Source organism: Cellulomonas sp. P2_F12, assembly GCF_056403775.1.
This window is the reverse complement of record NZ_JBFUEV010000004.1, coordinates 383697-408306: the sequence shown is the minus strand read 5'-3', so window position 1 is coordinate 408306 and position 24610 is coordinate 383697. Positions and strand designations below refer to the sequence as shown.

General features: G+C 74.6%; 27 protein-coding genes. 13 read left to right on the top strand and 14 right to left on the bottom strand.

The genetic code is table 11. From position 1 onward, the window contains the following. The first annotated feature begins 172 nt into the window (after positions 1–172). The 4 genes from AC1DWH_RS12595 (at position 173) to AC1DWH_RS12580 (ending at position 2093) form a co-directional block, all read left to right on the top strand. Positions 173–652 carry a QcrA and Rieske domain-containing protein gene (locus AC1DWH_RS12595; protein ID WP_456845385.1) on the top strand — a complete coding sequence of 160 codons (480 nt, stop codon included), beginning with the start codon at positions 173–175 and terminating at the stop codon, positions 650–652. Between the two features lie 3 nt (positions 653–655). Then, positions 656–1072, top strand: a complete 417-nt coding sequence (locus AC1DWH_RS12590; RefSeq protein WP_477093956.1) for a hypothetical protein — start codon at positions 656–658, stop codon at positions 1070–1072. A gap of 140 nt (positions 1073–1212) precedes the next feature. Further along, positions 1213–1662 (top strand): QcrA and Rieske domain-containing protein, encoded by a 450-nt coding sequence (locus tag AC1DWH_RS12585; protein WP_477093955.1) that lies wholly within the window; start codon positions 1213–1215, stop codon positions 1660–1662. Positions 1663–1667: 5 nt separating this feature from the next. Next, positions 1668–2093 carry a hypothetical protein gene (locus tag AC1DWH_RS12580; RefSeq protein WP_456845388.1) on the top strand — a complete coding sequence of 142 codons (426 nt, stop codon included), beginning with the start codon at positions 1668–1670 and terminating at the stop codon, positions 2091–2093. On the opposite strand, the gene AC1DWH_RS12575 is transcribed toward AC1DWH_RS12580, so the two are convergent. The 6 genes from AC1DWH_RS12575 to hisC form a co-directional block, all read right to left on the bottom strand. After that, the gene (locus AC1DWH_RS12575; protein WP_477093954.1) at positions 2063–2416 is read right to left on the bottom strand and encodes a hypothetical protein; all 354 of its coding nucleotides are present in this window, start codon (positions 2414–2416) and stop codon (positions 2063–2065) included. The genes AC1DWH_RS12580 and AC1DWH_RS12575 overlap by 31 nt on opposite strands. Then, positions 2413–2721, bottom strand: a complete 309-nt coding sequence (locus tag AC1DWH_RS12570) for a hypothetical protein (protein WP_456845390.1) — start codon at positions 2719–2721, stop codon at positions 2413–2415. Before AC1DWH_RS12570 ends, AC1DWH_RS12575 begins: the two co-directional genes overlap by 4 nt. Positions 2722–2764: 43 nt before the next feature. Further along, on the bottom strand, positions 2765–4234 hold the full coding sequence (locus AC1DWH_RS12565) for a dihydrolipoamide acetyltransferase family protein (protein ID WP_477093953.1): 1470 nt from the start codon (positions 4232–4234) through the stop codon (positions 2765–2767). A 10-nt stretch (positions 4235–4244) separates the two neighbouring features. Next, entirely contained in the window at positions 4245–5231 is a 987-nt protein-coding gene (locus tag AC1DWH_RS12560) for an alpha-ketoacid dehydrogenase subunit beta (protein WP_477093952.1), read from the bottom strand. Continuing rightward, entirely contained in the window at positions 5228–6373 is a 1146-nt protein-coding gene (pdhA, locus tag AC1DWH_RS12555; protein ID WP_477093951.1) for a pyruvate dehydrogenase (acetyl-transferring) E1 component subunit alpha, read from the bottom strand. Before pdhA ends, AC1DWH_RS12560 begins: the two co-directional genes overlap by 4 nt. Positions 6374–6529: 156 nt before the next feature. Beyond that, entirely contained in the window at positions 6530–7609 is a 1080-nt protein-coding gene (hisC, locus tag AC1DWH_RS12550; RefSeq protein ID WP_477093950.1) for a histidinol-phosphate transaminase, read from the bottom strand. A 104-nt stretch (positions 7610–7713) separates the two neighbouring features. Here hisC and AC1DWH_RS12545 point away from each other — a divergent pair, with 104 nt between their 5' ends. Continuing rightward, a complete protein-coding gene (locus AC1DWH_RS12545; protein WP_456845395.1) occupies positions 7714–8121 on the top strand; it encodes a phage holin family protein in 408 nt (135 codons plus the stop codon). Here the strand turns inward: AC1DWH_RS12545 and AC1DWH_RS12540 are convergent. From AC1DWH_RS12540 to AC1DWH_RS12510, 7 genes are all read right to left on the bottom strand, one after another. Continuing rightward, the gene (locus AC1DWH_RS12540; protein WP_477093949.1) at positions 8111–9580 is read right to left on the bottom strand and encodes a hypothetical protein; all 1470 of its coding nucleotides are present in this window, start codon (positions 9578–9580) and stop codon (positions 8111–8113) included. The genes AC1DWH_RS12545 and AC1DWH_RS12540 overlap by 11 nt on opposite strands. Further along, the gene (locus tag AC1DWH_RS12535) at positions 9577–9831 is read right to left on the bottom strand and encodes a hypothetical protein (protein WP_477093948.1); all 255 of its coding nucleotides are present in this window, start codon (positions 9829–9831) and stop codon (positions 9577–9579) included. Before AC1DWH_RS12535 ends, AC1DWH_RS12540 begins: the two co-directional genes overlap by 4 nt. A 68-nt stretch (positions 9832–9899) precedes the next feature. Then, entirely contained in the window at positions 9900–10421 is a 522-nt protein-coding gene (locus tag AC1DWH_RS12530; protein ID WP_477093947.1) for a hypothetical protein, read from the bottom strand. Further along, complete coding sequence (locus AC1DWH_RS12525) at positions 10418–11689, bottom strand: DUF58 domain-containing protein (protein ID WP_477093946.1); 1272 nt, start codon at positions 11687–11689, stop codon at positions 10418–10420. The genes AC1DWH_RS12530 and AC1DWH_RS12525 overlap by 4 nt, the downstream gene beginning before the upstream one ends. After that, positions 11686–12657, bottom strand: coding sequence for an AAA family ATPase (locus AC1DWH_RS12520; protein WP_477093945.1), 972 nt, complete (start codon positions 12655–12657; stop codon positions 11686–11688). The genes AC1DWH_RS12525 and AC1DWH_RS12520 overlap by 4 nt, the downstream gene beginning before the upstream one ends. Further along, a complete protein-coding gene (locus tag AC1DWH_RS12515; RefSeq protein WP_477093944.1) occupies positions 12654–13148 on the bottom strand; it encodes a hypothetical protein in 495 nt (164 codons plus the stop codon). The genes AC1DWH_RS12520 and AC1DWH_RS12515 overlap by 4 nt, the downstream gene beginning before the upstream one ends. After that, positions 13145–13861, bottom strand: coding sequence for a DUF4129 domain-containing protein (locus AC1DWH_RS12510; RefSeq protein WP_477093943.1), 717 nt, complete (start codon positions 13859–13861; stop codon positions 13145–13147). Before AC1DWH_RS12510 ends, AC1DWH_RS12515 begins: the two co-directional genes overlap by 4 nt. A gap of 114 nt (positions 13862–13975) precedes the next feature. Between AC1DWH_RS12510 and purB the strand changes: the two genes are divergently transcribed. Next, on the top strand, positions 13976–15397 hold the full coding sequence (gene purB / locus AC1DWH_RS12505) for an adenylosuccinate lyase (RefSeq protein WP_477093942.1): 1422 nt from the start codon (positions 13976–13978) through the stop codon (positions 15395–15397). A gap of 228 nt (positions 15398–15625) precedes the next feature. Beyond that, a complete protein-coding gene (locus tag AC1DWH_RS12500) occupies positions 15626–16501 on the top strand; it encodes a hypothetical protein (RefSeq protein ID WP_477093941.1) in 876 nt (291 codons plus the stop codon). 108 nt (positions 16502–16609) lie between these two features. Here AC1DWH_RS12500 and AC1DWH_RS12495 read toward each other — a convergent pair whose 3' ends face one another. Next, a complete protein-coding gene (locus tag AC1DWH_RS12495; protein WP_477093940.1) occupies positions 16610–17857 on the bottom strand; it encodes a glutamyl-tRNA reductase in 1248 nt (415 codons plus the stop codon). A gap of 46 nt (positions 17858–17903) precedes the next feature. Here AC1DWH_RS12495 and hemE point away from each other — a divergent pair, with 46 nt between their 5' ends. The 6 genes from hemE (at position 17904) to hemL (ending at position 24601) form a co-directional block, all read left to right on the top strand. Further along, positions 17904–18968: a uroporphyrinogen decarboxylase gene (hemE, locus tag AC1DWH_RS12490; protein WP_477093939.1), complete on the top strand. Its 1065-nt coding sequence runs from the start codon at positions 17904–17906 to the stop codon at positions 18966–18968. A gap of 10 nt (positions 18969–18978) precedes the next feature. After that, positions 18979–20307, top strand: a complete 1329-nt coding sequence (locus AC1DWH_RS12485) for a protoporphyrinogen/coproporphyrinogen oxidase (protein ID WP_477093938.1) — start codon at positions 18979–18981, stop codon at positions 20305–20307. 157 nt (positions 20308–20464) lie between these two features. Continuing rightward, positions 20465–21436 carry a hydroxymethylbilane synthase gene (gene hemC / locus AC1DWH_RS12480; protein ID WP_477093937.1) on the top strand — a complete coding sequence of 324 codons (972 nt, stop codon included), beginning with the start codon at positions 20465–20467 and terminating at the stop codon, positions 21434–21436. Beyond that, positions 21433–22260: a uroporphyrinogen-III synthase gene (locus AC1DWH_RS12475; protein WP_477093936.1), complete on the top strand. Its 828-nt coding sequence runs from the start codon at positions 21433–21435 to the stop codon at positions 22258–22260. The genes hemC and AC1DWH_RS12475 overlap by 4 nt, the downstream gene beginning before the upstream one ends. After that, on the top strand, positions 22260–23246 hold the full coding sequence (gene hemB, locus AC1DWH_RS12470; protein WP_477093935.1) for a porphobilinogen synthase: 987 nt from the start codon (positions 22260–22262) through the stop codon (positions 23244–23246). Before AC1DWH_RS12475 ends, hemB begins: the two co-directional genes overlap by 1 nt. Further along, positions 23246–24601, top strand: coding sequence for a glutamate-1-semialdehyde 2,1-aminomutase (hemL, locus tag AC1DWH_RS12465; protein WP_477093934.1), 1356 nt, complete (start codon positions 23246–23248; stop codon positions 24599–24601). The genes hemB and hemL overlap by 1 nt, the downstream gene beginning before the upstream one ends. Positions 24602–24610 lie beyond the last annotated feature (9 nt).

The following is a 24610-nucleotide window of genomic DNA, read 5'->3' as shown; positions in this document are numbered from 1 at the left end:
CCGGTAGCCCACGCGCCGAGCCCACGCGCCCGGCCCACGCGCCAGGCCTGCGCGTCTGGCCCGCGCGCCACAGGGAGGTTCGTCAGAATGGGCGCGGCCGGGGTTGAACCTCGGCGGCCCCGGCACCGTGACACTGGTGACGGCCGGAGCAAGCCCTGACACGGAGGTGGAGATGTCCGCGTTGACGCAGGAGTCCCCGGCAGCAGCGACCAGCGAGCACACCTGTGACGGGTGCCTGGACCGACGGGCCGTGCTGGTCCGCGCCGGCCTGGTGACCATGGGCGTCGCCGCGGCCGGTGTGCTCGCCGCGTGCGGCGGCGGCGGCTCGGACACCCCCGCGAGCACGCCCGCCCCGGGCGCCGCGCTGGCCCAGGTCTCGGACATCCCGGTCGGCGGCGCGCTCGCCGCGACCGGCGCGGACGGCAAGCCGATCATCCTGCTCCAGCCCGAGGCGGGCACCGTCACGGCGGTGTCGGCCATCTGCACCCACCAGGGCTGCACGGTGGCACCGGACGGCAAGGAGCTGAAGTGCCCGTGCCACGGGTCGGTGTTCGACCTGACCGGCGGGAACGTGTCCGGCCCGGCGCCGTCGCCGCTGCCGGCGGTCGACGTGCACGTGAGCGACGGCGCCGTCCTCGCAGGAAAGGCCTGAGCCATGTCCGTCTCCCAGAGCTCCCAGAGAACCACGTCCACGATCCTGCGGGTGCTCATCGCCATCTGCGTGGTGGTCTCGGCGGTCGTCCATCTGTACCTCTGGCAGGACGGCATGAAGACGCTCGACGTCGTCGGCCCGGCGTTCCTGCTCAACGGGATCGGCGGCCTGGTCCTGGGTGTGCTGGTGATCGTGTGGCGGCACTGGCTGCCGCTGCTCGGCGCGGTCGGGTTCGGCGTCGCCACGCTGACGGCGTTCCTCATCTCGACGACGTCCGGCGGGTTCTTCGGCGTGCACGAGAAGTGGGTGGGCGCGCCGGTGTGGCTGTCGGCGATCTCGGAGATCGGCGCGATCGTGCTCGGCATCGCGGCGCTGGTGGTGGAGCGGCGCGCTCAGGTCCTGTCGAGCACGCGGCGGTAGCAGCAGGCGACCACCGGCGTCGTGGGGCCATCCGGAACGGGTGCCGCAGTCGAGTGAACCTTGCGTTCCCAGGTGAACCTTGACGGGCGCAGAACCGTGACACAGGTGCCAGCGTCACCAGGTCCGACCCGGAGGTCCCGATGTCCACGACAGCACAGAGTGCCCCCCACACCTGCGACGGTTGCCTGGACCGGCGGGAGATGCTGGTCCGGGCCGGCCTGGTGACCATGGGCGTCGCCGCGGCGGGCGTGCTGGCCGCGTGCGGCGGCTCCGACGCCCCGACCGACAAGAACGACGGGGCGCTGGCGCAGCTCTCCGACATCCCGGTGGGCGGCGCGATCTCTGCCACGCTCGCCGACGGCCAGCCGATCATCCTGGTGCAGCCCACGAAGGGCAAGGTGGTCGCCATGACGGCGGTCTGCACGCACCAGCAGTGCACCGTCGCGCCGCAGGGGAACGAGCTCAAGTGCCCCTGCCACGGGTCGGTGTACGACCTGACGGGGGCCAACGTGTCCGGTCCGGCGCCGTCGCCGCTGATGCAGTTCGACGTGCACGTCAGCAACGGAGCCGTCCGGTCCGGCAAGGCGTGAGCCGGGTGGAGAGCACGCCCTGGCACACCGGCACCCAGGCGACGTCCGACGTCCTGCGGGCGCTCCTGTCCGCCTGCGTCATGCTGTCCGCGGTCGTCCACCTGGACCTGTGGGCGAGCGGCATGAAGACCCTCGAGGTCGTCGGACCCCTGTTCCTGCTCAACGGCATCGCGGGGCTGGTGCTCGGCGTCCTCGTCCTGGTCTGGCGGCACTGGCTCCCGCTGCTCGGCGCGATCGGGTTCGGCGCCGCCACCCTGGCGGCGTTCATCATCTCGACCACTCCCGGCGGGTTCTTCGGCGTGCACGAGCCGTGGGAAGGCGTCGCGATATGGCTGTCGGCGATCTCCGAGATCGGCGCGATCGTGCTCGGCGTCGCGGCGCTGGTGGTGGAGCGGCCCGCTCAGGTCCCGTCGACCACGCGGCGGTCGTAGGCGGCGACCACCTGCGCCGTGGTCCAGCCCTCGGTGCCGACGGCCTGGTCGCGCCCGACGTACGGTCCGCGCCCGCGCTCGGCACCGAGCCAGCACGCCTCGTCGAGGAACACGGCCCGGGCCTGCGCGAACGAGCGCGACGCGAACAGCGTCCTCGTCGTGCCGGCGTCCCGGTAGAGCACGGCGAACGCCCCGTCGGTCTCCTCGAACACGATGCACTCGTGTCCGGGCGACACCGTCACGCCCGTGACGACGACGTCGACCCCGTCGAGCAGGTCGTTGTCGAGCGCGTCGGCGTGCAGGTCGTCGAGCTCGGCGCTCACGAGGGCACCTCGACGAGGATCCGGAATCGCCGCAGGTCACGGACGGTCAGCGACTCGCCGTTGGCGTCGAGGAACCGGTAGGCGCTGCCGGCCTGCTCCAGCAGCACGCGGGAGTCGACCACCAGCGGGTTCGTCGTGTCGACGAGGTAGGTGTGCCGCGCCCGCCCGAGGGCGTCGGGGCGCTCGACCACCCCGACCGGGTGCAGCGTGTCGCCGCGCTCGTACCCGGTCCGCTCGAGCACGAGGTCGTCAGCGGCGGTCAACGGCCGCACGACGACCGTGGGGCGTGGGTCCTCGACGGTCATGCCTGGGAGTCTCACACGGTCCGCGGCCGACGGCCGCACGCCGTCAGCCCCACACGAGCCCGTGCGACGGGTCGTGCAGGACCCGCGCGACGTCAGCCAGCACCTGCGAGCCCAGCGCACCGTCGACCAGGCGGTGGTCGAAGCTCAGCGCGAGCTGCGTGACGTGGCGGATCTTGATCTTCCCCTTGTGCACCCACGGCTGCTCGCGGATGGCGCCGAACGCGAGGATCGCGGCCTCGCCGGGGTTGAGGATCGGCGTGCCGCTGTCGATGCCGAACACCCCGACGTTCGTGATGGTGATCGTGCCGTCGGACATGTCCGCGGGCGTCGTCCGGCCGGCGCGGGCGGTCGACGTGAGCTCGGACAGCGCGGTCGCCAGCTCCTTGAGGTTCAGCCGGTGGGCGTCCTTCATGTTGGGCACGACGAGCCCGCGGGGGGTCGCCGCCGCGATCCCGAGGTTGATGTAGTGCTTGTAGACGATCTCCTGCGCCTCCTCGTCCCAGCTCCCGTTGATCTCTGGGTGCCGGCGCACGGCGAGCATGAGGGCCTTGGCGGCGATGAGCAGCGGGGTCACGCGGACGTCGGCGAACTCGCGGTCAGCCCGCAGCCGCTCGACCAGCTTCATCGTCTTGGAGACGTCGATCGTGTGGAAGACGGTGACGTGGGGGGCGGTGAACGCGCTGGTCACCATGGCCTCGGCGGTCCGCTTGCGCACCGACTTCACGGGCACGCGCGTCTGGCGGCCGTCCGAGGAGACCGTGCCGCTGGCCAGCCACGGCGCGTCGTCGCCCGGGTAGGTGGCCAGGGTCCGGGCCTCCGCCTGCGCCGCGCGGCCGAGCACGTCCTCGCGGGTGACGATCCCGCCGGGGCCGGTGGCCGACACGGAGTCGAGGTCGACCCCGAGCTCGCGCGCCAGCTTGCGGACCGGGGGCTTGGCCAGCGCGTGCCGGGTGGCCTCACGCTGCGAGGAGGTCGCGGCAGCGGGCGCGCCGTTGGCCGGCGCGCCGTCCGCGGTCCGGTCGCGGCGCGCGGTGCCGGTCTCGGTCAGGCCGTAGCCGACGAGCACGGCCTCACGAGCGACGGGTTCGGGCGCCGGCGACGGCGCGGTCGGTGCGGGCTCGCCCGCACGGCCCGCGCGGGCCGCCTCGATCTCGTCGGAACCACCCGGCTCGACGCCCGCGTGCCGGTTGCCGCCGCCGCGGTGCCCGTGCTCGACGGCGCCGCCGGTGGACGCGACGGGCGTCGGCTCCGCGGCCGGCGCGCCCGACGGGTCCGTGTCGACCTCGATGATGGGGGTCCCCACGTCGACGGTCTGTCCCGGCTCGACCAGGATGCGCGTCACCACGCCGGACCAGGGGCTCGGCAGGTCGACCAGCGACTTCGCCGTCTCGATCTCGACGATGGTCTGGTTGACCTCGACCGTGTCGCCGACGGCGACGTGCCAGGCGACGATCTCGGCCTCGGTCAGACCCTCGCCCGCATCGGGCAGCGGGAACTGCTGGTACGTCGGCACTGTCGTCTCCTCAGAAGGCCAGCGAGCGGTCGACGGCGTCGAGGACGCGGTCGAGCCCGGGCAGGTAGTCGTGCTCGATCTTGGCGACGGGGTACGGCGTGTGGAAGCCGCCGACGCGCAGCACGGGCGCCTCGAGGTGGTAGAAGCACTCCTCGGTGATGCGCGCGGCCACCTCGGCGCCGGTGCCGTAGAGCACCGGGGCCTCGTGCACGACGACGCAGCGACCGGTGCGCCGGACCGACGCGGCCACGGTCGCCGTGTCGAGCGGGCTCAGGGTCCGCAGGTCGACCACCTCGACGCTCGTCCCCTCGGCCGCGGCCGTCTCGGCCGCCTTGAGCGCGGTCTGCACGGTGGGGCCGTACGCGACGACGGTGACGTCGGTGCCCGCACGGAGCACCTTCGCGGTGTCGAGCGCGGGGTGCGGAGCGTCGATGGCGGCGTCGACGTCGACCTCGCCCTTCTCCCAGTACCGGCCCTTGGGCTCGAAGAACAGGACGGGGTCCGGCGACGCGATGGCCTGCTGGATCATCGAGAACGCGTCGGCGGGCGACGACGGGCTGATCACCCGCAGGCCGGCGGTGTGCGCGAACAGCGCCTCGGGCGACTCGCTGTGGTGCTCGACCGCGCCGATGCCGCCGCCGTAGGGCACGCGGATGACGACGGGCAGGGTGAGCCGGCCCTTCGACCGGTAGTGCATCTTGGCCAGCTGCGTGGTGATCTGGTCGAACGCCGGGAAGATGAACCCGTCGAACTGGATCTCGCACACCGGGCGGTAGCCCCGCAGCGCGAGGCCGATCGCGGTGCCGACGATGCCGGACTCCGCCAGCGGGGTGTCGACCACCCGGTCGCCGCCGAAGTCCTTCTGCAGGCCGTCCGTCACCCGGAACACCCCGCCGAGCGCGCCGATGTCCTCGCCCATGAGCAGCACCTTCGGGCTCTGCTCGAGCGACTTGCGCAGGCCCAGGTTGATCGCCTTGGCGAACGTCATGGTGGTCATCGGTGGCTCCTCTCACCGGACTGGCCGGCATCCAGGAACGATGCCTCGTAGGCCTCGAACCACGCCCGCTCGGACTCCACCACCGAGTGCGGGGTGGCGTAGACGTGCTCGAACATCGAGGCCGCCGACGGGCGACCCATGCCGCGGACCGTGGTGCGGATCCGCTCGCCCAGGGCGTCGCCCTCGGCCGCGAGCCCGTCCAGGAACTCCTCCGACAGCTCGCCGCGCTCCTCCAGGTGCAGGCGCAGGCGGTCGATCGGGTCGCGCTGGCGCCAGTACTCCTCCTCGGCGGCCGACCGGTAGCGGCTCGGGTCGTCGGAGGTGGTGTGCGCGCCCATCCGGTAGGTGAACGCCTCGATGAACGTGGGCCCGCCGCCGGTCCGCGCGCGCTCCAGCGCCCCCGCGGTCACCGCGTACGTGGCCAGGACGTCGTTCCCGTCGACGCGGACGCTCGGGATGCCGAAGCCCGGGCCGCGGTCGGCCAGCGGCACGCGGGACTGCCGGCTGGTCGGCTCGGAGATCGCCCACTGGTTGTTCTGGCAGAAGAAGACGACCGGCGCGTTGTTCACCGCGGCGAAGACGAGCGCCTCGTTGACGTCGCCCTGCGAGGTCGACCCGTCGCCGAAGTAGGTGACGACCGCCGCGTCCCGGTCCGGGTCGCCCGAGCCGACGGCGCCGTCGCGCTGCAGACCCATCGCGTAGCCGGTGGCGTGCAGGGTGTGCGAGCCGATGACCAGCGTGTACAGGTGGAAGCCGTGGGCGAGCGGGTCCCAGCCGCCGTGGTCGATGCCGCGGAACAGCCGCAGCACCTCGGCCAGGTCGACGCCGCGCGTGTGGGCGACCCCGTGCTCGCGGTAGCTGGGGAACACCTGGTCCTGGGGCGCGAGCGCGCGGCCGGAGCCGATCTGCGCGGCCTCCTGGCCCAGGCTCTGCGCGAAGAGGGCCAGCTCGCCCTGCCGCTGCAGCGACGTCGCCTCGTTGTCGAACCGGCGGACCAGCACCATGTCGCGGTACAGGCCGCGCAGCGCGTCGGCGTCGAGGTGCGCGATGTAGGAGTCGTAGTCGGGATGAGCCGTGCGCCGGCCGGTGGGGGTCAGCAGCTGGACGAGACCGTCGTCGGTCAGGGGGCTGTTCGGGACCACGCGGTCCTCCTTCGCGGTGCAGCGGCGGTGGGCCGCGCGGGGGTCACTCTCGCAACCTACGTCAGCGTAGGCTACGGCACCGTAGGTTGCGCGCGAACGACGCCGACAACCGTCGACGCACGCCCTTGTGGATTGTCTACACCTCCCCCGGGAGGCTCAGCGAGCGAGCCACTCCGCGGCGACCTCGAGGAGCAGGTCGGTCGCCTCCGGCTCGCCGACGCTCACCCGGACCCCGTCGCCCGCGAACGGTCGCACGAGCACCCCGGCCCGGCCCGTCCGCTCCGCGAAGGTCGCAGCCTGGTCGCCCAGCGGGAGCCAGACGAAGTTGGCCTGGCTGTCCGGCACGGACCAGCCCTGGTTCCGCAGCCCGGACAGCAGCCGCGCACGCTCCGCGACGATCGAGTCCACGCGGCTCATCAGCTCCGACGTCGCGCGCAGGGACGCCAGCGCCGCCATCTGCCCGACGTGCGAGACCCCGAACGGCGTCGACGCCGCACGGATCCCCGCGGCCAGGCGGGGGCGCGCCACCGCGTAGCCCACCCGCAGGCCGGCGAGCCCGAACGCCTTGGAGAACGTGCGCAGGAGCACGACGTTGGAGTGGGCGGCGAAGACCGCCAGCCCGTCCGGCGCCTGCGGGTCGCGGACGAACTCGACGTACGCCTCGTCGAGCACCACGAGGACGTCCTTGGGCACCGCGTCGAGGAACGTCGCCAGCTCGTCGGCATGCACCGCCGGACCGGTCGGGTTGTTCGGGGTGCACACCAGCACCACCTTGGTGCGAGGCGTCACCGCGGCGGCCATCGCCTCGAGGTCGAGCCGCCCGTCGTCGCCCACCGGCACCATCACGCCGGTCGCGCCGGCCAAGGTCACGGCGATCGGGTAGGCCTCGAACGACCGCCACGGCACGACGACCTCGTCGCCCGGCTCGCAGACCGCGGTGAGCACGTGGCCCAGCACGGCGACCGAGCCGCAGCCCGTCACGACGTTCTCCGGCGTGACACCCAGGGACGCCGCGATCGCGCCGGTCAGCTCGGTGGCGTACATGTCCGGGTACCGGTTCACGTCCTCGGCGGCGTCCGAGATCGCCAGCACCACCGACGGCAGCGGCGGGTACGGGTTCTCGTTGGAGGAGAGCTTGTACGCGGCCGCACCCACCGGGATGCGCGCCCCGGGGACGTACGGCGGAAGGTCGGCGAGCGCCTGGCGGAGGGGGACGCGAGTCACGGGGGTCAGCATGCCACCGCCCGCGCGATCCACCCGGTCGAGCGGACCGCTGGCGACGGACCAATCGGGCAGCGCGCCGCGAACCGGGCCCGCGCGACCGGTGGCAGGATCGACTCATGGCCTTCCTGCTCCGCGTCCTCATCAACGGTGTCGCCATCTGGCTCGCGACGTTGATCCTGCCCGGGCTCTCGATCGTCGGTGCCGACACCGGCTGGCAGCAGCTCGGGATCATCCTGCTGATCGCGCTGGTGTTCGGCATCGTCAACGCGATCGTCAAGCCGATCGTCGCGTTCCTGTCGATCCCGCTCTACATCCTCACGCTCGGCCTGTTCACCATCGTGGTCAACGCCCTGATGCTCATGCTCACGGCGTGGATCACGGAGGCGACGAGCTGGGGTCTGCGGATCGACAACTTCGGCGTCGCCTGCTGGGCCGGCATCATCATCGCCGTCGTGAGCCTGGTCCTCTCGGTGCTCATCCCCGGGAACCGGACGCGGCAGTACTCCGCCGAGGTCAGCTACTAGGCCACAGCTGCGGCGGCTGCGTCGCGACCACCGTCGGGTCCCGCGTCGCCTGGAACTGCCGCGTCACCGCTGTCGTCCCGGGCGGACCCAGCACCGACCCGGCCGCGTCGTCGAACGCCCGCATGCCCGGGCTGCCGGACAGCTCCTCGTCCGCACGGGCCGCCGTCTCGACGTACCGGGTCACCGAGTGCGCCTCCTCGACCGAGGCGTCGACCGGGCCGCCGGTCGCCCCGAGCTCGCGGGTCACCACCGTGACGTGCGGGCCGGGCCGGTCGGGGACGCCGTCCGCGTCGGGCACCCGGTCCTCGTCGTGCCGGTAGTGCCGCACCTCCACCCCGCCGGGGACCGGGCGGGGGATGTCGGGGGTGCCCGCCGTGACGACCGCCCGGATCGCGTAGGCGCTCCCGGCCGCTGCCGCCACGGACATCGCGGCCATGCCGCCCTGGCTGTGGCCGGCGAGCATCACCGGCTCGTCGGGGGCGATGCCGGAGAGCCGCATCGCCGTCAGGACGGCGTCCGTCATGTCGTCCGGCATCCCGGCGAGCAGCCGGCCGTTGCTGGTCAGGTCCATCGGCGTCGTCGCGTTGGGGCGCCAGCTCTCCGTGCCGGGGATCTCGACCACCCACGCCCGCGTGCCGTCGGGGTGCGTGAGCTGCTGCACGGAGATGACGCCCTGCGGCGTACCCGGAAGTCCCGCGGGCGACGAGTAGCTGCTCGCCACGTTCGCCAGCACCGCCGCGGTCGTCCTCGGCGCCGGCAGCTGGGGTGGGTCGGCGCGGACCAGCACGGCGGTCGGCCCGGCGGGTGGAACCGCCCCGACCAGGGCCGCGGTACCGCCCGGCACGGGCCGCAGCGTCGGCACCTGGATGCCGCGCTGCGACGACCGGACGAAGGCCGCGAGCGCGAGCACCTCGAGCTCGGCACGGCCGTCCGCGGTGAGCCCGTCGGGCAGGTCGGCCGCCATCGAGCCCACCCCGGCGAGCACCGGGTCGGGCCGCCCCAGGAGCAGGGTCCGCGTCGCGCTGCCGCCGACGACGCCCGCGGCAGCCACCGCGGCGACCCCGCCGAGCAGCGCCGCCACGACCGGCACCTCCCCCAGGCGCCCCGCCGCGTCGACGACCAGCACCCGCAGCAGCCGGTGCGCCGTCGACTCGGCCTCCGTGTACAGGTCGACCACCCGGTGCAGCGCGGCGCAGAGCCCGCGCAGCCGGTCGGCGGCCCGCCACGGGGAGCCGCGGCCGTGCCGCGCCGCGTCGAGCGCGTAGCGGGCCTCGAGGGCCGTCGAGCTCAGGCCGTCGCACGCCTGCGCGGCCCGGGTGAGGAACCAGGCCGCAGCGTCGAGCCGGTCCGCCGCGTCGCTCAAACGACGGCACGCGAGGGCCAGCTCCTCGAGGTCGACGGCCGTCGGCCCGGCGCCACCGGCGACGCGGTAGCCGGTGCTCCAGCCCGAGGCGCTCACCTCCCTCCCGAGCCGACCAGCGCGACGGCGGCACGCGGGTCCGCGTCGGCCGCCGCCACCGGCCGCAGCGTCAGTCCGATGGCCGCCCGCACCTCACGGACCAGCACCTGCGCCTCGGCCAGCGCGCCGCGGAACCGGTCCGCCGCCCCCGACTCCCACTCCACCTGGGACGCGCCGAGCAGCAACCGGTGCGCGGCCTCGACGTCGTCCAGCGCCCGGAGCACCTCGGGGGTCGCTCGCTCGATCTGCATGCCGGGACGCTACGAGCCGGCATGGTGAGCCGGCCGGGGCAGCTGTGCACGGCCGGGGCTGTGGACGGCTACGACGGGGCGCGCGGGAGCAGGGCGGCCGTCGCCACGATCGCCGCCACCAGCGCCACCGCCCGCCAGAGGTCCCCGTCACCCAGCCGGACACCGACCAGCAGCGTCGCGACGACCGTCAGCACCTGGACCCCGACCTGCACGACAGCCACGTCGCGCAGCCCGCGTCCCACCACGGCCAGCTCGACCTGCGTCCGCCACGAGGTCCGGGCCGCGAACGCCCCGAGCCACAGGGTCAGGTGCACCAGCAGCACGAGGGCCATGAGGACGCCGAGCGCCGGTGGGTCGCCCACCAGCACCCGCGTGGCCGCCGCGGCGACGACGACCGCGGCGGTCCCGACACCGGGCTGCAGGACGGTCGCGGTGACCAGCGCGACGAGCGCGCCGACCAGGAGCCAGTGCGCCCGCGGCCCGGGGCCGACGAACGCCACGACGAGAGTCCCGGCCGCGAGCAGCGCGAGCACCCCGCGGAGCACCCACGCGGGCACGGGCCGGACCAGGTCGAGCGTGGCCTCGGTCATCGCGACGCCCCCGCCCGCCGCTGCGCCCGCCGGGCGAGCGCCGTGAGCGCGACGCCGGGCGCCTCCCGCCAGGTCACCAGCTCGATGTCGAGGTCGGCCAGCTCGGCCAGCCGGTCCTCGCGGGCCATCATGATCAGCCGCATCGCGAGCTTCTCGCGGTCGCCCAGAGCCCGCTCGCGCAGGGTCGGCAGGACGTCGACCGCGATCACGCGGTGCCCGGCACGCCGCCAGACCGACGCCACGAGCGCCGCCTCGTCGTCGAGGAACGTCGAGAAGAGGACGACGAGCGCGCCCGACGGGACCTGCGGCGCGCGCAGCCGACGCAGCGGGTCGCCCTCGGGTCGGGTGAGCGCCAGCGCGTGCCGGATCCGGTCCAGCTGCCGTCGGCCGCCGCCGGGGGGCAGGGGGCGACGGAGGGCGCCGAGGTCGTCGAGTCCGACGCGGTCGCCGAGGCCGAGGAACCCCTGCGCGACCGAGGCGGCGGCCTGCCGGGCGAGGTCCAGCGACGTCGGGTCCTGCGCCCGCGGCGGGATCGAGCCGCGCCAGGTCATCGGGTCGGGGCCGACGTCGTCGCGGGAGTCGACCACGAGCACCACGACCGCCTCGGCCAGCGCGTGCTCGCGGCGGACGTAGAGCTCGTGCAGGTCGGGTGCCCGACGAGCCGTGACGCGCCAGTCGATGCGGCGCAGCCGGTCACCGGGCGCGAACGGGTGCACGTCCCGCAGGCCGCCGCCCTCGCCGGGCCGTCGCGACTCGTGCGCGCCGGTCAGCCCGCGCAGGCGCGGCGGCAGCGGCAGCGCGTCGAGCGGGCGCGGCGCGGAGAGCACGAGCGCCGAACGGGAGGAGGGGGCCGACGGCTCGGACACGCTGGCGGCACCGGGTCCGACGCCCTGCACGTCCACGGACGCGACCTGCTGCGGACCGGTGCGGACCGTGTGCACGACGAGCGGGACCGTGCGCCTGCCGTCGACGACCACCCACGCCTCGGCCACGTCGCTGGACCCGCGCCGCACGCCGAGCAGCGCGCTCCCGGGCGTCTCGACCACGACGTCGGCGCGCAGCGTCCCCGGCTGGGCCGTCGCGTCGGACGCCTGGAGCCGCACGGTCGGCTGCGCCGCGGGCCGGCGACGCCAGTCCCGCATGCCGGCGACCAGCGGCGCGGCGCCGAGCACCCCGACGTCTGCCCGTCCCACCAGCGCGCCGACGACGACGAGCACGAGGCCGACGACGACCCCGGCGACCGCCGCCCGCGCGCGGACCCAGGTCATCCCCGGCGCGCCGTCGTCGGCCCGGGGACCCGGCTCAGCACGTCCGCGACCACGCCCTGCGGCGCCGTGCCGGTCGCCCACGCCTGCGGGGTCAGCGACAGCCGGTGCGCCAGCGCGGGCACCGCGGCCGCCTTGACGTCCTCCGGCGTGACGAAGTCCCGGCCGGACAGCACCGCGAGCGAGCGCGCGACCAGCACCAGCGCCTGGGAGCCGCGCGGCGACGCCCCCACCTCGACCGCGTCGTGCGCCCGGGTCGCCGCCGCGAGGTCCACGCAGTACCGCAGGATGTCGCCGTCGACCGTCACGGCCTCGACGCCCGCCTGCATCGCGCGCAGCGTGGCGGCATCGACGACCGTCCGCACCGAGCCCATCTCCTGCCGCCGGGCCAGCCGCCGCGAGAGCACGTCGACCTCGCCGTCCCGGTCCGGGTAGCCGACCGCGATGCGAACCATGAACCGGTCGAGCTGCGCCTCCGGCAGCGGGTACGTGCCCTCGTACTCCACCGGGTTCGACGTGGCGACGACGTGGAAGGGGTCCGGCAGCGGATAGGTCTCGCCGTCGACCGTGACCTGCCGCTCCGCCATGGCCTCCAGCAGCGCCGACTGCGTCTTCGGGGCGGTCCGGTTGATCTCGTCGGCCAGCAGCAGGCCCGCGAACACGGGCCCCGGCCGGAACGCGAAGCTCGCCGTGGACGGGTCGAAGACGCTGGACCCGGTGATGTCCGAGGGGAGCAGGTCGGGCGTGCACTGCACGCGCCGGAACTCCAGCCCGAGGGCGGTCGCCAGGCTGCGCGCGGCGAGCGTCTTGCCCAGGCCCGGGACGTCCTCGAACAGCACGTGCCCGCCGCCGAGGATGGCCGCGAGCGCGACCTTGAGGGGTTCGTGCATGCCGACGACGAGCGTCGAGACCTCGTCAAGGACCGCGCCCCCGCGGTCGGCGACCTGCGCGACGGTCAGGGTGGTGTTCATGGCTGCGGGCTCCTGGGTTCGTCCGTCGGTTCGTCGGTCTGCGCGCTCCGGGTGGGCCCGAGGCGGTCGAGCACGTCGAGGGTGTGCCGCACGTCCGCGAGGGACGGCAGCGGGGACTTCGTGCGCGTCAGCGTCCTGACGGCGCGGGCTCCGAGGAGCGGCTCGGCCTCCTCCAGCGTGAGGCCGTGGCGAGCGAGCCGGTGGTGGGCGACCTCCTTGAGCCGCCGCAGCACCCGCTCGCCGACCCGGCCGTCGCGGGCCACCATCGCCCACGCCAGGTCCTGCACCTCGCCGCGGGCGCCGTGCCGACGCAGGTAGTGCTCGCGGTCCCAGCCGGGGTCGGGCGTCCCGTCCACGCGCGTGAGCAGCAGCACGGCGGCGGCCCCGAGCAGCCCGACGAGCGCGGAGGCGAACAGCGTCAGGCCGAAGGCCCAGCCGCCGGCGGACCCGACGGCGAAGCCCACGAGCGGGCGCCACTCGAGCCGCCTCACGGCTCGTCACCCCGCCGCGCCAGGTCGTCGGCGATCGCCGCGAGGCTCTCCCGGGCTTGCACGACGTCGTCCCTGGTCAGCCGGTGCTCGGAGTATCGCGCCGCGAGGTACAGCTCGAGCAGGTGACGCGTGGCCCCCGGGTCGGCGCGCGTGGCGTCGAGGACCTCCACCGTGAACTCCGTGGCCGTCTGCGCCCGGTCGCGCACCAGCCCGCTGCGTCCGGCCGCCGTCTCCAGCGCCACCCACGCCGCGATGACGGCATCCCCGGGCGGTACCTCGTCCTCGAGCACCTGCGACGCCCGTCGGACCCCCTCGCGCAGCGCCGGCGTCGCACTGTCCAGCACGTCCCCGTCCAGCTCGACGTCGGGGTCCATGTCGTCGGTCTCGAGGGGCATCCGCGCCTCTCGGAACCGCCGGATCCAGTTCCCCAGGATCCAGACCCCGATCACCAGGATCGCGCCGATGAGGATGAGGACCAGCAGGTAGAACCACTTCTCCGCGCCGGCGGGCAGCTGGGCCGCGGCGTCCGTGCTGGCCGGCTGCGGGGTGGACGTGTTGTTCCCCGCCGTGAAGGTCGGCACGTCGAACGGGCCCTGCGACACGCTGCGCTGCGACAGCCGGAACGGCCCGGCCAGCGCCGCCCCGAGCACGGCCACGACGACGAACGCACCGACGAGGAGCCCCGCACCCGGCCTGCGCGCCTGCGTCGCCACCCTGCTCCTCGTCGTCCTGGACCGACGGGCACCGCCGGTCCGCACAGGCTACTGAGCGGGCAGCACCTGCAGGGCCTGCCGATCCACGTCCCCGCGCTCTGGGATGATGACGCCATGCCCTCTCGTGTCACGCTCGCGGACGTCACGCCCCCCATCGCCCTCGGCCCGCTCGACGGTCGCTACCGCGGTGCGGTCGCGCCGCTGGTGGACCACCTGAGCGAGGCGGCCCTGAACCGCGAGCGGTTGCACGTCGAGGTCGAGTGGCTGATCCACCTGACGCAGAACCAGGTGGTCCCGGGCGCGCCGACGCTGACGGCGGCGGACGAGCAGCACCTCCGCGACGTCGTCGCGACCTTCGGGCCCGACGAGGTCGCCGAGCTCGCGGCCATCGAGAAGATCACCGTCCACGACGTCAAGGCGGTCGAGTACTTCCTCAAGAGCCGCCTGTCCGCCGCGCCCGAGGGGTCCGCGCTGCACCAGGTGGGCGAGCTGGTGCACTTCGCGTGCACCAGCGAGGACATCAACAACCTGTCGTACGCACTGATGGTCCGGGGTGCGGTACGGGAGGTCTGGGCGCCGGCGGCGACGAACCTCGTCGACCAGGTCGCCGCGCTCGCGCTCGAGCTGAAGGACCAGCCGATGCTCGCGCTCACGCACGGGCAGCCGGCGACGCCCACGACGCTCGGCAAGGAGCTGGCGGTCCTCGCGCACCGGCTCCGGCGCCAGCTCACGCGCATCTCCGGGGACGAGTACCTGGGCAAGCTCAACGGCGCGACCGGCACGTACGGCGCCCACGTCGTCGCGGTCCCCGGCGCGGACTGGCCCGCGGTCAGCAAGGCGTTCGTCGAGCACCTGGGCCTGACGTGGAACCCGCTGACCACGCAGATCGAGTCGCACGACTGGCAGGCCGAGCTCTATGCCGACGTCGCCCGGTTCAACCGCGTGCTGCACAACCTGGCCACCGACGTGTGGACCTACATCTCCCGCGGCGTCTTCATCCAGATCCCCGTGGCCGGTGCGACCGGCTCCTCGACCATGCCGCACAAGGTGAACCCGATCCGGTTCGAGAACGCCGAGGCCAACCTCGAGCTGTCGAGCGCCCTGCTGGACACCCTGGCGAGCACGCTGGTCACCAGCCGCCTGCAGCGCGACCTCACCGACTCGACCACGCAGCGCAACATCGGCCCGGCGTTCGGGCACTCGCTGCTGGCCATCGACAACGTGGCCCGCGGGCTGCGCGCGCTGTCCGTCGACACGGTCCTGCTGGCGCGCGAGCTCGACGAGAACTGGGAGGTGCTGGGCGAGCCCGTCCAGTCCGCCATGCGCGCCGCGTCCGTCGCGGGCGTCACCGGCATGGAGAACCCGTACGAGCGGCTCAAGGAGCTGACCCGCGGCCGCCGTCTGACGGCGGCGGACATGCGCGAGTTCATCGGCGGCCTCGGGCTGCCCGACGACGTCGCGGCGCGCCTCGCGGAGCTCACGCCTGCCTCGTACACCGGCATCGCCCAGGATCTGGTCGGCTACCTCGACGTGTGACCCCCGCATGGCGAACGGGTGAACGCAGGGCGTCGGACGACCACCTTCTGCACGCCGGCCATGCAGATGCGAATCGCTTCGACGGGACCGCTCTCAGGGCGCCTGACCTGCATCTTCATACGGATGAGTGAACTCTCCTGGACACGGGTCCTATACGCGCTGCACAATCGTGCACCGACGCGCCTGATTCGTCCCCGTTCCTCCGCATCACCCGACTTCTTGGCAAGGATGCCCATCGTGACGCTCATGCAGAAGGCGATCACGCCAGCGCTCACCCGCGCTCACCTCACCGCGGGCCATGACCGCCTGGCGGGATATGTCGTGCGCGCCGAGGACGTCGCCTTTGCGACGACTCCGGCGCAGCTGTTCGAGGTGCACGGCCTCGGGTACGAGGGCTCGCCGTTCAGCCCGTACGACCGCTCGATCGACGTGCTGCGGTTCGAGTCGTCGCCCCAGCTCCAGTACCGCGACGTCCCCGGCTACATCCTCCCGCTGTGGTGGCTGCGCCACTCGCGGATCCCCCCGGGCGCCGAGCTCGTCCGCGTCTACGACAACGGCACCTCGACCCTGCTGGCGCGCTACGGAGACGTCGGCGCCGGCTGGACCGTCACGCAGCTCGGCGCCCCCCGCCCGTCGCTCGCGTCCCTGTCGCGCTGCGTCGGCCCCGTCGCCAAGTGGCACGGCGCGTACCTCGAGGCCGACGTCGTCGACGGTGGCCACACGGTGGTCCTCGCGCTGGCCAACCCGCCCCTCGCGGAGACCGGGTTCCACCAGTCGCCGTCGGGACGCTGGTACCGGCGGGTCGCCCGCGAGGACGTCACCGAGCTGTTCGAGCTCGACCTGACGGCCCGCTGGAACGGTCTGCACGTGCGCGTCGTCGACCAGTGGCAGGACGCGCAGCGGTACGTCGTCGCCCGCATCTCCCACCTCGGCGACGACATCGAGCGGGCCGAGCGCCTGCACCTGAACCGCGTCGAGGCCGGCGTCTACGAGGGCATCGTCTACGCCGCCGAGCTCACCGACATCCAGACCAACCAGGTGGTCCCCCACACCTGGGCCCCCGGGCCTGCTGCTGCTCCCCAGCAGCAGGTGGTGCGTTCCTGAGCGCTCCACCCCGAGGGTTCCCGACCAGGGTCACGCCAACGACGCCGTGACTCTCGAGGGACGCGTGCCGGGCCTGGCCCTCCCCCCCGTCCAGGCCTGGCACGCTCTCTAGGTCAGCGCGGGGACCGGGATCGACGCCAGCTCGGCCAGGGCCGCCGCGTACGTCGTCGAGTCGCCGGCGCGGGCTGCCTCACGGGCCCTGACCGTCGGGGCGTGCAGCGCCGCGCGGGTGCGGCGGCGCAGGGCCCGCTCGGCCCTCTCGTCCCGGTCGGGCAGCGCGCTGAGCCCCGCCTCCAGCCCGCCCAGAACGCGGGTCCGCTCGGCGACGACCGCGGGGTTCCAGTCGCGGACCCGGCGGTCGGCCTCGTAGTCCTCGGCCGCGGCGGCGACGACGGCGTGGGCGGTCCGGACGGCTGCGTGCTCGGCGGGGGCGTGCTCGGCGACGGTGTGCAGGCTGACCAGCCGGACGCCGGGCAGGGAGCGGACGCCCGGGTCGACGTCGTGCCGCAGCGCCAGGTCCACGACGGTGAGCGAGGCCGACGACGACGCGCGGGCCGCGGCGAGGGCGTCGACACCCAGCACGGCACCGGCGGCGCCGCTGCAGGCGACGACCAGGTCGACGTCGGACACCTCGGCGGCGAGGTCGGCCGAGGACGGCAGGGCGCGGACCCCGCGGGCCGCGGCGAACGCCCCCGCGCGGCCGGAGGCGGAGAACACCCGGATGTCGCCGGCGCCGCGGGCCTTGAGGGCGGCCAGGGACGCGCCCGCGTAGGACCCGGTGCCGATGAGCACGCAGCGGACGGACGGCCAGTCGGGCAGGTGCTGCTCGGCGATGTCGAGCGCGACACCGACCACGGAACGGCCGGTGGCGCCGAGGCCGGTGCGGCTCTCGACGGTGCGCGAGACCCGGGAGGCCGCCTGGAACAGCGACTCGAGGCCCGAGGTGGTGGTGTGCTCCCGGCGGGCGCTGGTCAGCGCGCGGCGGACCTGCCCGGCGATCTCGCGCTCGCCGACGACCATCGAGTCGAGGCCGCTGGCGACGGAGAAGAGGTGCTCGGCGGCGTCGGTGCCCGCGCGGACCCGCAGGTGGCCGGAGACCTGCTCGGGCGTGTAGCCGGAGCGGCCGGCCACCGCGGTGGCTGCGGCGTCACGCACCGACGACGTGTGCTCGGCGTCGTCGACCTCGAGGTACAGCTCGAACCGGTTGCACGTCGCCAGGACGACGGCACCCGAGACGAACCTGTGGGCCGTCGAGCCCACGAGCTCGGACGCGACGGCCTGGACGTCCGACGAGAGACGTTCCAGCACTTCGAGGTCGAGGTCGTGGTGACTGGCGGCGAGGGACAGCAGCACCACGTCCCCGAGTTAATCATCTCGACAATTGTCCGGCACAATCGAACGCGTGAACCTTCCTTCCGCGCACCCCCTCGTCGACGGCCGCACGAAGAATTCTTCCTTGGTGCGCGCATATTCCGGCGAGCAGCCTGCGCGGCGCCCCGTCTGGTTCATGCGGCAGGCCGGACGGTCGCTCCCGGAGTACCGGGCGGCCCGGGAGGGCACCGCGATGCTCGACGCCTGCCTGGACCCGGCGCTCGCCAGCGAGATCACCCTGCAGCCGGTGCGCCGGCACGACGTGGACGCCGCGATCTTCTTCTCCGACATCGTCGTGCCCCTCAAGCTGGCCGGCGTCGACGTGGAGATCAAGCCGGGCGTCGGGCCGGTGATGGGCTCGGCCGTCCGGACCGCCGACGACGTCGCCCGGCTGCGCGACCTGGGCCCGCTGACCGCCGAGGCCCTGCGCCCGGTGTCCGACGGCGTGGCGCTCACGGCCGACGCGCTCGGCTACACGCCGCTGATCGGCTTCGCCGGTGCGCCGTTCACGCTCGCCGCGTACCTGGTCGAGGGCGGTCCGTCGCGCGACCACCTGGCGGCCCGCACCCTCATGCACGCGGACCCGGCCACCTGGGCTGCCCTGACCGAGTGGGCGGCCGACGTCACCGGCGCGTTCCTGCGGGCGCAGGTGCTCGCCGGCGCGAGCGCGACGCAGCTGTTCGACTCCTGGGCCGGCTCGCTCGGGCTCGCCGACTACACCGCGCACGTCGCCCCCGCGTCGGCCCGCGCGCTGAGCCACGTCGCCGACCTGGACGTGCGCAAGGTCCACTTCGGCACCGGCACCAGCGAGCTGCTGGGCGCCATGCGGGACGTCGGCGCGGACGTGATCGGCGTCGACTACCGGCTGCCGCTGGACGAGGCGAACCGCCGGCTGGGCGGCACGACGCCGCTGCAGGGCAACATCGACCCGGCCCTCCTCGCGGCCCCGTGGCCGGTGCTGGAGGCGCACGTCCGCGACGTCGTCGCGCGCGGCTCGGTGGCCCCCGGGCACGTGGTGAACCTGGGCCACGGCGTGCCGCCCGAGACCGACCCGACCGTCCTGACCCGCGTAGCCGAGCTGGTCCACCGGATCTGATGAGCACCCGGTGAGCACGGACGCGATCGTCGTCGGCGGCGGGATCGCGGGCCTGGTCGCGGCCCGCGAGCTGGCCCGCGCGGGGCTGCGGACGCTGGTGCTCGAGGAGCGCGACGCCCCTGGTGGGGCCGTCGCCGGGCACACGGTGGCCGGCCTGCGGCTCGATTCCGGCGCGGAGTCGTTCGCCACCCGCGGCGGCACGGTCGCCGAGCTGCTGGGCCAGCTGGGGCTGGCGGGGAGCGTCCGGACGCCGGAGCCCCGCGGCTCCTGGGTCCACCTCCCGCACGGCGACGGGCCGCTGCCGCGCACGGGGCTGCTCGGCATCCCCGCGCACCCGTGGGCCGCCGACGTCCGACGCACGCTCGGGTGGGTCGGCGCCGCCCGCGCGAGCCTCGACCTGGTGCTGCCGCGCTCCTCGGACCCCACGCTCGGGGGGCTCGTCCGGCGGCGGATGGGCACGCGCGTGCTGGACCGGCTGGTGCGACCGATCGTCGGCGGCGTGCACGCGGCCGACCCCGACGATCTCGCGGTCGACGCGGTGGCTCCCGGGCTGCTCGCCGCCCTCGAGGCGCAGCGCGGGTCGCTGGCGCGGGCGGTGCGGCGACTGCGCGCCTCCGCCCCGGCCGGCTCCGCGGTGCAGGGCATCGAGGGCGGGCTGCACGTCCTGGTCGACGCGCTCGTCGCCGACATCGAGGACCACGGCGGCACGGTGCGCACGGGCTCGACGGTCACCGGACTGACCCGGACCGCAGAGGGCTGGCGGGTCGAGTCGGCCGGCCCGCACGACGCGCCGAGGCTCGTCCTCGCGACGCCGTCTGCGGTCACCCTGCTGGACCTCGCCGGGGTGGGCGAACCCGACCCCGGCGCCGCGGTGACGCTGGTGACGCTGGTTCTCGACGCCCCTGCGCTCGACGCCGCACCGCGCGGCACCGGCGTGCTCGTCGCCCGCGAGGCCGCCGACGTGACCGCTAAGGCGCTCACGCACGCGACCGCCAAGTGGGCGTGGCTGGCGCAGGTCGCCGGTCCGGGCCGGCACGTGGTGCGCCTCTCGTACGGCCGCGCCGGCACGGTCACCGAGCCCGACGTCGACCTGGCGCTGCGCGACGCGGCGACGCTGCTGGGCGTGCCGCTGACCAGGGACCAGCTGGTGGGCCACGCGGTCGTCCGGTGGACGCAGGCGCTCCCACGGCCGAGCGCCGCGCACCAGGCCGTCGTGCGTGCGGTCCGCGACGCCGTGGGCGACCGGGACGGGGTCGCGGTGTGCGGTGCCTGGGTGGCGGGCAACGGGCTCGCGTCCGTGGTGCCGGATGCCCGCGCGGCCGCCCGGTCCCTGCTCTGAGACATTAGCTCGCGCATTTTCTGACAACGCGTCGGCAAGCGGTGCAAGAATGCCGTGGGTCACATTGTCCCGCACTATTTTCTGACAGATTGTCACGACCCCGTCACGGCAATTCGCGCACTTCGACATCCCCGCGCGAGAGGGGGAGACTGACGGCATGCCTCAGCACGTGCGCGTCGGGACCCGTGCGAGCGCGCTCGCGCTCACGCAGACCGGCCACGTGGTCGACGCCCTCGCCATCCTCGGGCGCGGCGACCTCACCCTCGAGACCGTCCACATCCGCACGGACGGCGACCGCCTGACCGGTTCGCTGCAGAGCCTGGGCGGCACCGGCGTCTTCGTGACCGCCCTGCGGGACGCACTGCTCGACGGCCGCTGCGACGTCGCCGTCCACTCGCTCAAGGACCTGCCGACCGGCGACCCCGATGGCCTGCTGCTCGGCGCCGTCCCCCCGCGCGAGGACCCGGCCGACGCCCTGTGCGCCCGCGACCTGCTGACGCTGGACCTGCTGCCCTCGGGCGCGATGATCGGCACGGGCTCCCCGCGCCGGGCCGCGCAGCTGCTCGCCGCGCGCCCCGACGTCGTCGTCGTCGACATCCGCGGCAACGTCGACACCCGGCTCGGTCGCGTCGCGGGCTCGACGACCGGCCCCGGCGACCTCGACGCGGTGGTGCTCGCCCGCGCCGGCCTGGCCCGGCTGGGGCGGCTCGACGCCGTGACGGAGGTCTTCACGCCCGAGGTCATGGCCCCGGCCCCCGGGCAGGGCGCGCTGGCGGTCGAGGTGCGCGCCGACCTGGCGCCCGGAGACCCGCTCGCCGCGGCGCTGCGTGGCCTCGACCACCGCCCGACCCGCCTCGCGGTCGTCGCCGAGCGGGCGTTGCTCGGCCGCCTCGAGGCCGGCTGCGCGGCGCCGATCGGTGCGTGGGGGCAGCTGGCCGACGACGGCCGGACGCTGCACCTCGATGCGGTGGTCGCGCGGCCCGACGGCGGAGCCACCCTGCGCCGGGGCATCAGCACCGGCCTGGGCACCGACAGCGTCGACGACGCCCACCGCCTCGGCGTCGAGCTGGCCGACATCCTGCTGGCCGACGGCGCCGCCGACCTCGCCGAGCTCGGGGCGGTCCGATGAGCGCGCCGCCCACGCTGCCCCTGGCGGGGTGGCGCGTCCTGGTCCCCCGACCGGTCGCCGGTCGCAGTCCCGCGGTCGTCGCGCTGGCCGCCGCGGGTGCCGAGGCCGTCGTCGTGCCCCTCATCGAGACCGTCCCGCCCGAGGACCCGACCGAGCTGGACGACGCGCTGCTGGCGCTGGAGAGCGGCTGGTACTCCTGGCTCGTCGTCACCAGCGCGGCGGCGGTCCCCGTGCTGGTCGACCGCGCGCAGGAGAGCGCCGGGAGCCTCACGCAGCTGATCGCCGACGGGCACGTGCGGGTCGCCGCCGTCGGCCCGGGCACCGCCCGCGCCCTGCGCGAGGCCGGGGTCGAGCCGGACCTGGTCCCCCGCGGCTCGTCGACCGCCAGGGCGCTGGTCGACTCGTGGCCCGAGCCGACCGAGCCGGCGCGGGTGCTGTTCCCCCGCGGCGACCTGGCCGCGGCCACGGTCACCGACGGCCTGCGGGCGCGCGGGTGGGAGGTCACCGACGTCGTCGCCTACCGCACGGTGCCTGCCGCGCCACCGCCCGACGACGTCCGCGAGGCCTGGGCCGACGGCACCATCCGTGCGGCCCTGCTCACGTCGGCCAGCACGGTCCGCGAGCTGGCGGCACGACTGGGGCCGCCGCCCACCAGCACCCTGATGATCGGCATCGGCCCGTCCACCGCCGCCGAGGCTGCGCGCCTGGGCCTCCCGCTCGCCGGCGTCGCGACCGAGCAGACGATGCTCGGCATGGTCGACGCCCTGACCCGCGCGGTCGTGACCGTCCTGCCGGGCCCGATCCCCAGCCCCGAGGAGCTCTGATGTCGGACGCACGCCGCATCCGCCCCCGCCGCCTGCGCGCCACCCCGGCGCTGCGCCGGCTGACCGCGGAGACGCGCCTGGACGCCGCGCAGCTGGTGCTGCCGGTGTTCGTCAAGCAGGGGCTCACCGAGCCGCACGAGATCAGCTCGATGCCGGGCGTCCTCCAGCACACGCGCGACTCGCTGCGCAAGGCGGTCGCCGAGGCCGCCGGCGCGGGGCTCGGCGGCGTCATGCTCTTCGCCATCCCCACCGTGCGGGACGCGGTCGGCTCGCAGGCCACCGACCCCGACGGGATCCTCAACCTCGCGATCGCGGACACGATCGCCGAGGTGGGCGACGCGCTCGTCGTGCAGGCGGACCTCTGCCTCGACGAGTTCACGGACCACGGCCACTGCGGCGTGCTCACCGCGTCGGGGGCCGTCGACAACGACGCGACCTTGGTCCGGTACGCCGAGATGGCGCTCGCGCAGGCCTCCGCGGGCGCCCACGTCGTCGGGCTGAGCGGCATGATGGACGGCCAGGTCGGGTACGTGCGGGACGCCCTGGACGCCGCGGGTCGCGAGGACGTCGCCGTGCTGGCCTACGCCGCCAAGTACGCGTCCGCGTTCTACGGCCCGTTCCGCGACGCCGTCGAGTCGCAGCTCGAGGGCGACCGCCGCACGTACCAGATGGACCCGGCGAACCGCCGCGAGGCCGTCCGTGAGGTGGAGATCGACCTGGCCGAGGGCGCCGACATCGTCATGGTCAAGCCGGCCCTGGCGTACCTCGACATCCTGTCCGACGTGGCCGCCATGTCCACGGTCCCGGTCGCGGCCTACCAGGTGTCGGGGGAGTACGCGATGATCGAGGCCGCCGCCGCGCGAGGCTGGATCGAGCGCAGACGGGCGATCCTCGAGTCCGTGCTCAGCATCCGGCGCGCCGGTGCCGATCACGTACTCACGTACTCTGCGACAGAGCTGGCCGGTTGGCTGGCAGAGGAGATCTGATGAGTGTCACCACCTCGGCAGCGACCGTGAGCTCCGCGAACAGCGCCACAGCGTTCGCGCACGCGCAGGCCGTCATCCCCGGCGGCGTCAACTCTCCCGTGCGGGCCTACGGCAACGTCGGCGGCACGCCCCGCTTCCTCGCGTCCGCGCAGGGCGCGTACGTCACCGACGTCGACGGCAACGAGTACGTCGACCTGGTCGGTTCCTGGGGCCCGGCGCTCCTGGGCCACGCGCACCCCGAGGTGGTCGAGGCGGTCCGCGAGGCGGCCGGGCGCGGCCTGAGCTTCGGCGCCCCGACCACCACCGAGATCGAGCTGGTCGACGAGATCCGCTCCCGGATCCCCCCGGCCGAGAAGGTGCGCCTGGTCTCCACGGGCACCGAGGCGACCATGACCGCGCTCCGGCTCGCGCGGGCCTACACGGGCCGCGACCTCGTCGTGAAGTTCGCCGGCTGCTACCACGGCCACGTCGACGCGCTGCTGGCCTCGGCCGGGTCCGGCGTCGCGACGCTGGGCCTGCCCGACTCCGCCGGCGTCTCCGCCGCGGTGGCCGCCGAGACGATCGTCGTCCCGTACAACGACCTCGAGGCCATCGAGGCCGCGTTCCACGAGCACGGCGAGCGCATCGCCGCCGTCATCACCGAGGCCGCCCCCGCCAACATGGGCGTCGTGCCGCCGCTGCCGGGCTTCAACGCCTCGCTGCGCCGCCTGACGCTCGAGCACGGCGCGCTGCTCATCCAGGACGAGGTGCTCACGGGCTTCCGCGTCGGCTACTCCGGCTGGTGGGGGCTCGAGGGCCTGCGCGAGGGCTGGGCGGCCGACCTCTACACGTTCGGCAAGGTCATCGGCGGCGGACTGCCGGTCGCCGCGGTCGGTGGGCGCCGGGACGTCATGGCGCTGCTGGCCCCCGTCGGCCCCGTCTACCAGGCGGGCACGCTGTCCGGGAACCCGGTGGCGACGGCCGCGGGCCTGGCCACGCTGCGCCTCGCGGACCAGTCGGTGTACGCGACCGTCGACGCCGTCTCCGCGCAGCTGCGAGCCGAGCTGGGTGCCGCGCTGTCCGCGGAGGGCCTCCCGCACGCGATCCAGTGGGCCGGCAACCTGTTCAGCACGTTCTTCGGTGCCGACGCCGCCCTGCACGGCGCCCGCGACTACGACGCCGTCAAGGCCACCGAGTCGTGGCGGTACGCGCCCTTCTTCCACTCGCTGCTCGAGTCCGGGGTCTACGCGCCGCCGTCGCCGTTCGAGGCGTGGTTCGTGTCCGCCGCCCACGACGACGCCGCGGTGGACCGGATCGTCTCCGCCCTGCCTGCCGCCGTCCGCGCCGCCGCCCAGGCGACGGCTCCGACGGAGTAGTCCCGCCGA

Bases quoted from the DNA above. Each gene is read 5' to 3' on its own strand.
- AC1DWH_RS12595 (WP_456845385.1), top strand. From the start codon at position 173: ATGTCCGCGTTGACGCAGGAGTCCCCGGCAGCAGCGACCAGCGAGCAC.
- AC1DWH_RS12590 (WP_477093956.1), top strand. From the start codon at position 656: ATGTCCGTCTCCCAGAGCTCCCAGAGAACCACGTCCACGATCCTGCGG.
- AC1DWH_RS12585 (WP_477093955.1), top strand. From the start codon at position 1,213: ATGTCCACGACAGCACAGAGTGCCCCCCACACCTGCGACGGTTGCCTG.
- AC1DWH_RS12570 (WP_456845390.1), bottom strand. From the start codon at position 2,721: ATGACCGTCGAGGACCCACGCCCCACGGTCGTCGTGCGGCCGTTGACC.
- AC1DWH_RS12560 (WP_477093952.1), bottom strand. From the start codon at position 5,231: ATGACCACCATGACGTTCGCCAAGGCGATCAACCTGGGCCTGCGCAAG.
- hisC (WP_477093950.1), bottom strand. From the start codon at position 7,609: ATGCTGACCCCCGTGACTCGCGTCCCCCTCCGCCAGGCGCTCGCCGAC.
- AC1DWH_RS12545 (WP_456845395.1), top strand. From the start codon at position 7,714: ATGGCCTTCCTGCTCCGCGTCCTCATCAACGGTGTCGCCATCTGGCTC.
- AC1DWH_RS12535 (WP_477093948.1), bottom strand. From the start codon at position 9,831: ATGCAGATCGAGCGAGCGACCCCCGAGGTGCTCCGGGCGCTGGACGAC.
- AC1DWH_RS12530 (WP_477093947.1), bottom strand. From the start codon at position 10,421: ATGACCGAGGCCACGCTCGACCTGGTCCGGCCCGTGCCCGCGTGGGTG.
- AC1DWH_RS12525 (WP_477093946.1), bottom strand. From the start codon at position 11,689: ATGACCTGGGTCCGCGCGCGGGCGGCGGTCGCCGGGGTCGTCGTCGGC.
- AC1DWH_RS12520 (WP_477093945.1), bottom strand. From the start codon at position 12,657: ATGAACACCACCCTGACCGTCGCGCAGGTCGCCGACCGCGGGGGCGCG.
- purB (WP_477093942.1), top strand. From the start codon at position 13,976: ATGCCCTCTCGTGTCACGCTCGCGGACGTCACGCCCCCCATCGCCCTC.
- AC1DWH_RS12500 (WP_477093941.1), top strand. From the start codon at position 15,626: ATGCCCATCGTGACGCTCATGCAGAAGGCGATCACGCCAGCGCTCACC.
- hemC (WP_477093937.1), top strand. From the start codon at position 20,465: ATGCCTCAGCACGTGCGCGTCGGGACCCGTGCGAGCGCGCTCGCGCTC.
- AC1DWH_RS12475 (WP_477093936.1), top strand. From the start codon at position 21,433: ATGAGCGCGCCGCCCACGCTGCCCCTGGCGGGGTGGCGCGTCCTGGTC.
- hemB (WP_477093935.1), top strand. From the start codon at position 22,260: ATGTCGGACGCACGCCGCATCCGCCCCCGCCGCCTGCGCGCCACCCCG.
- hemL (WP_477093934.1), top strand. From the start codon at position 23,246: ATGAGTGTCACCACCTCGGCAGCGACCGTGAGCTCCGCGAACAGCGCC.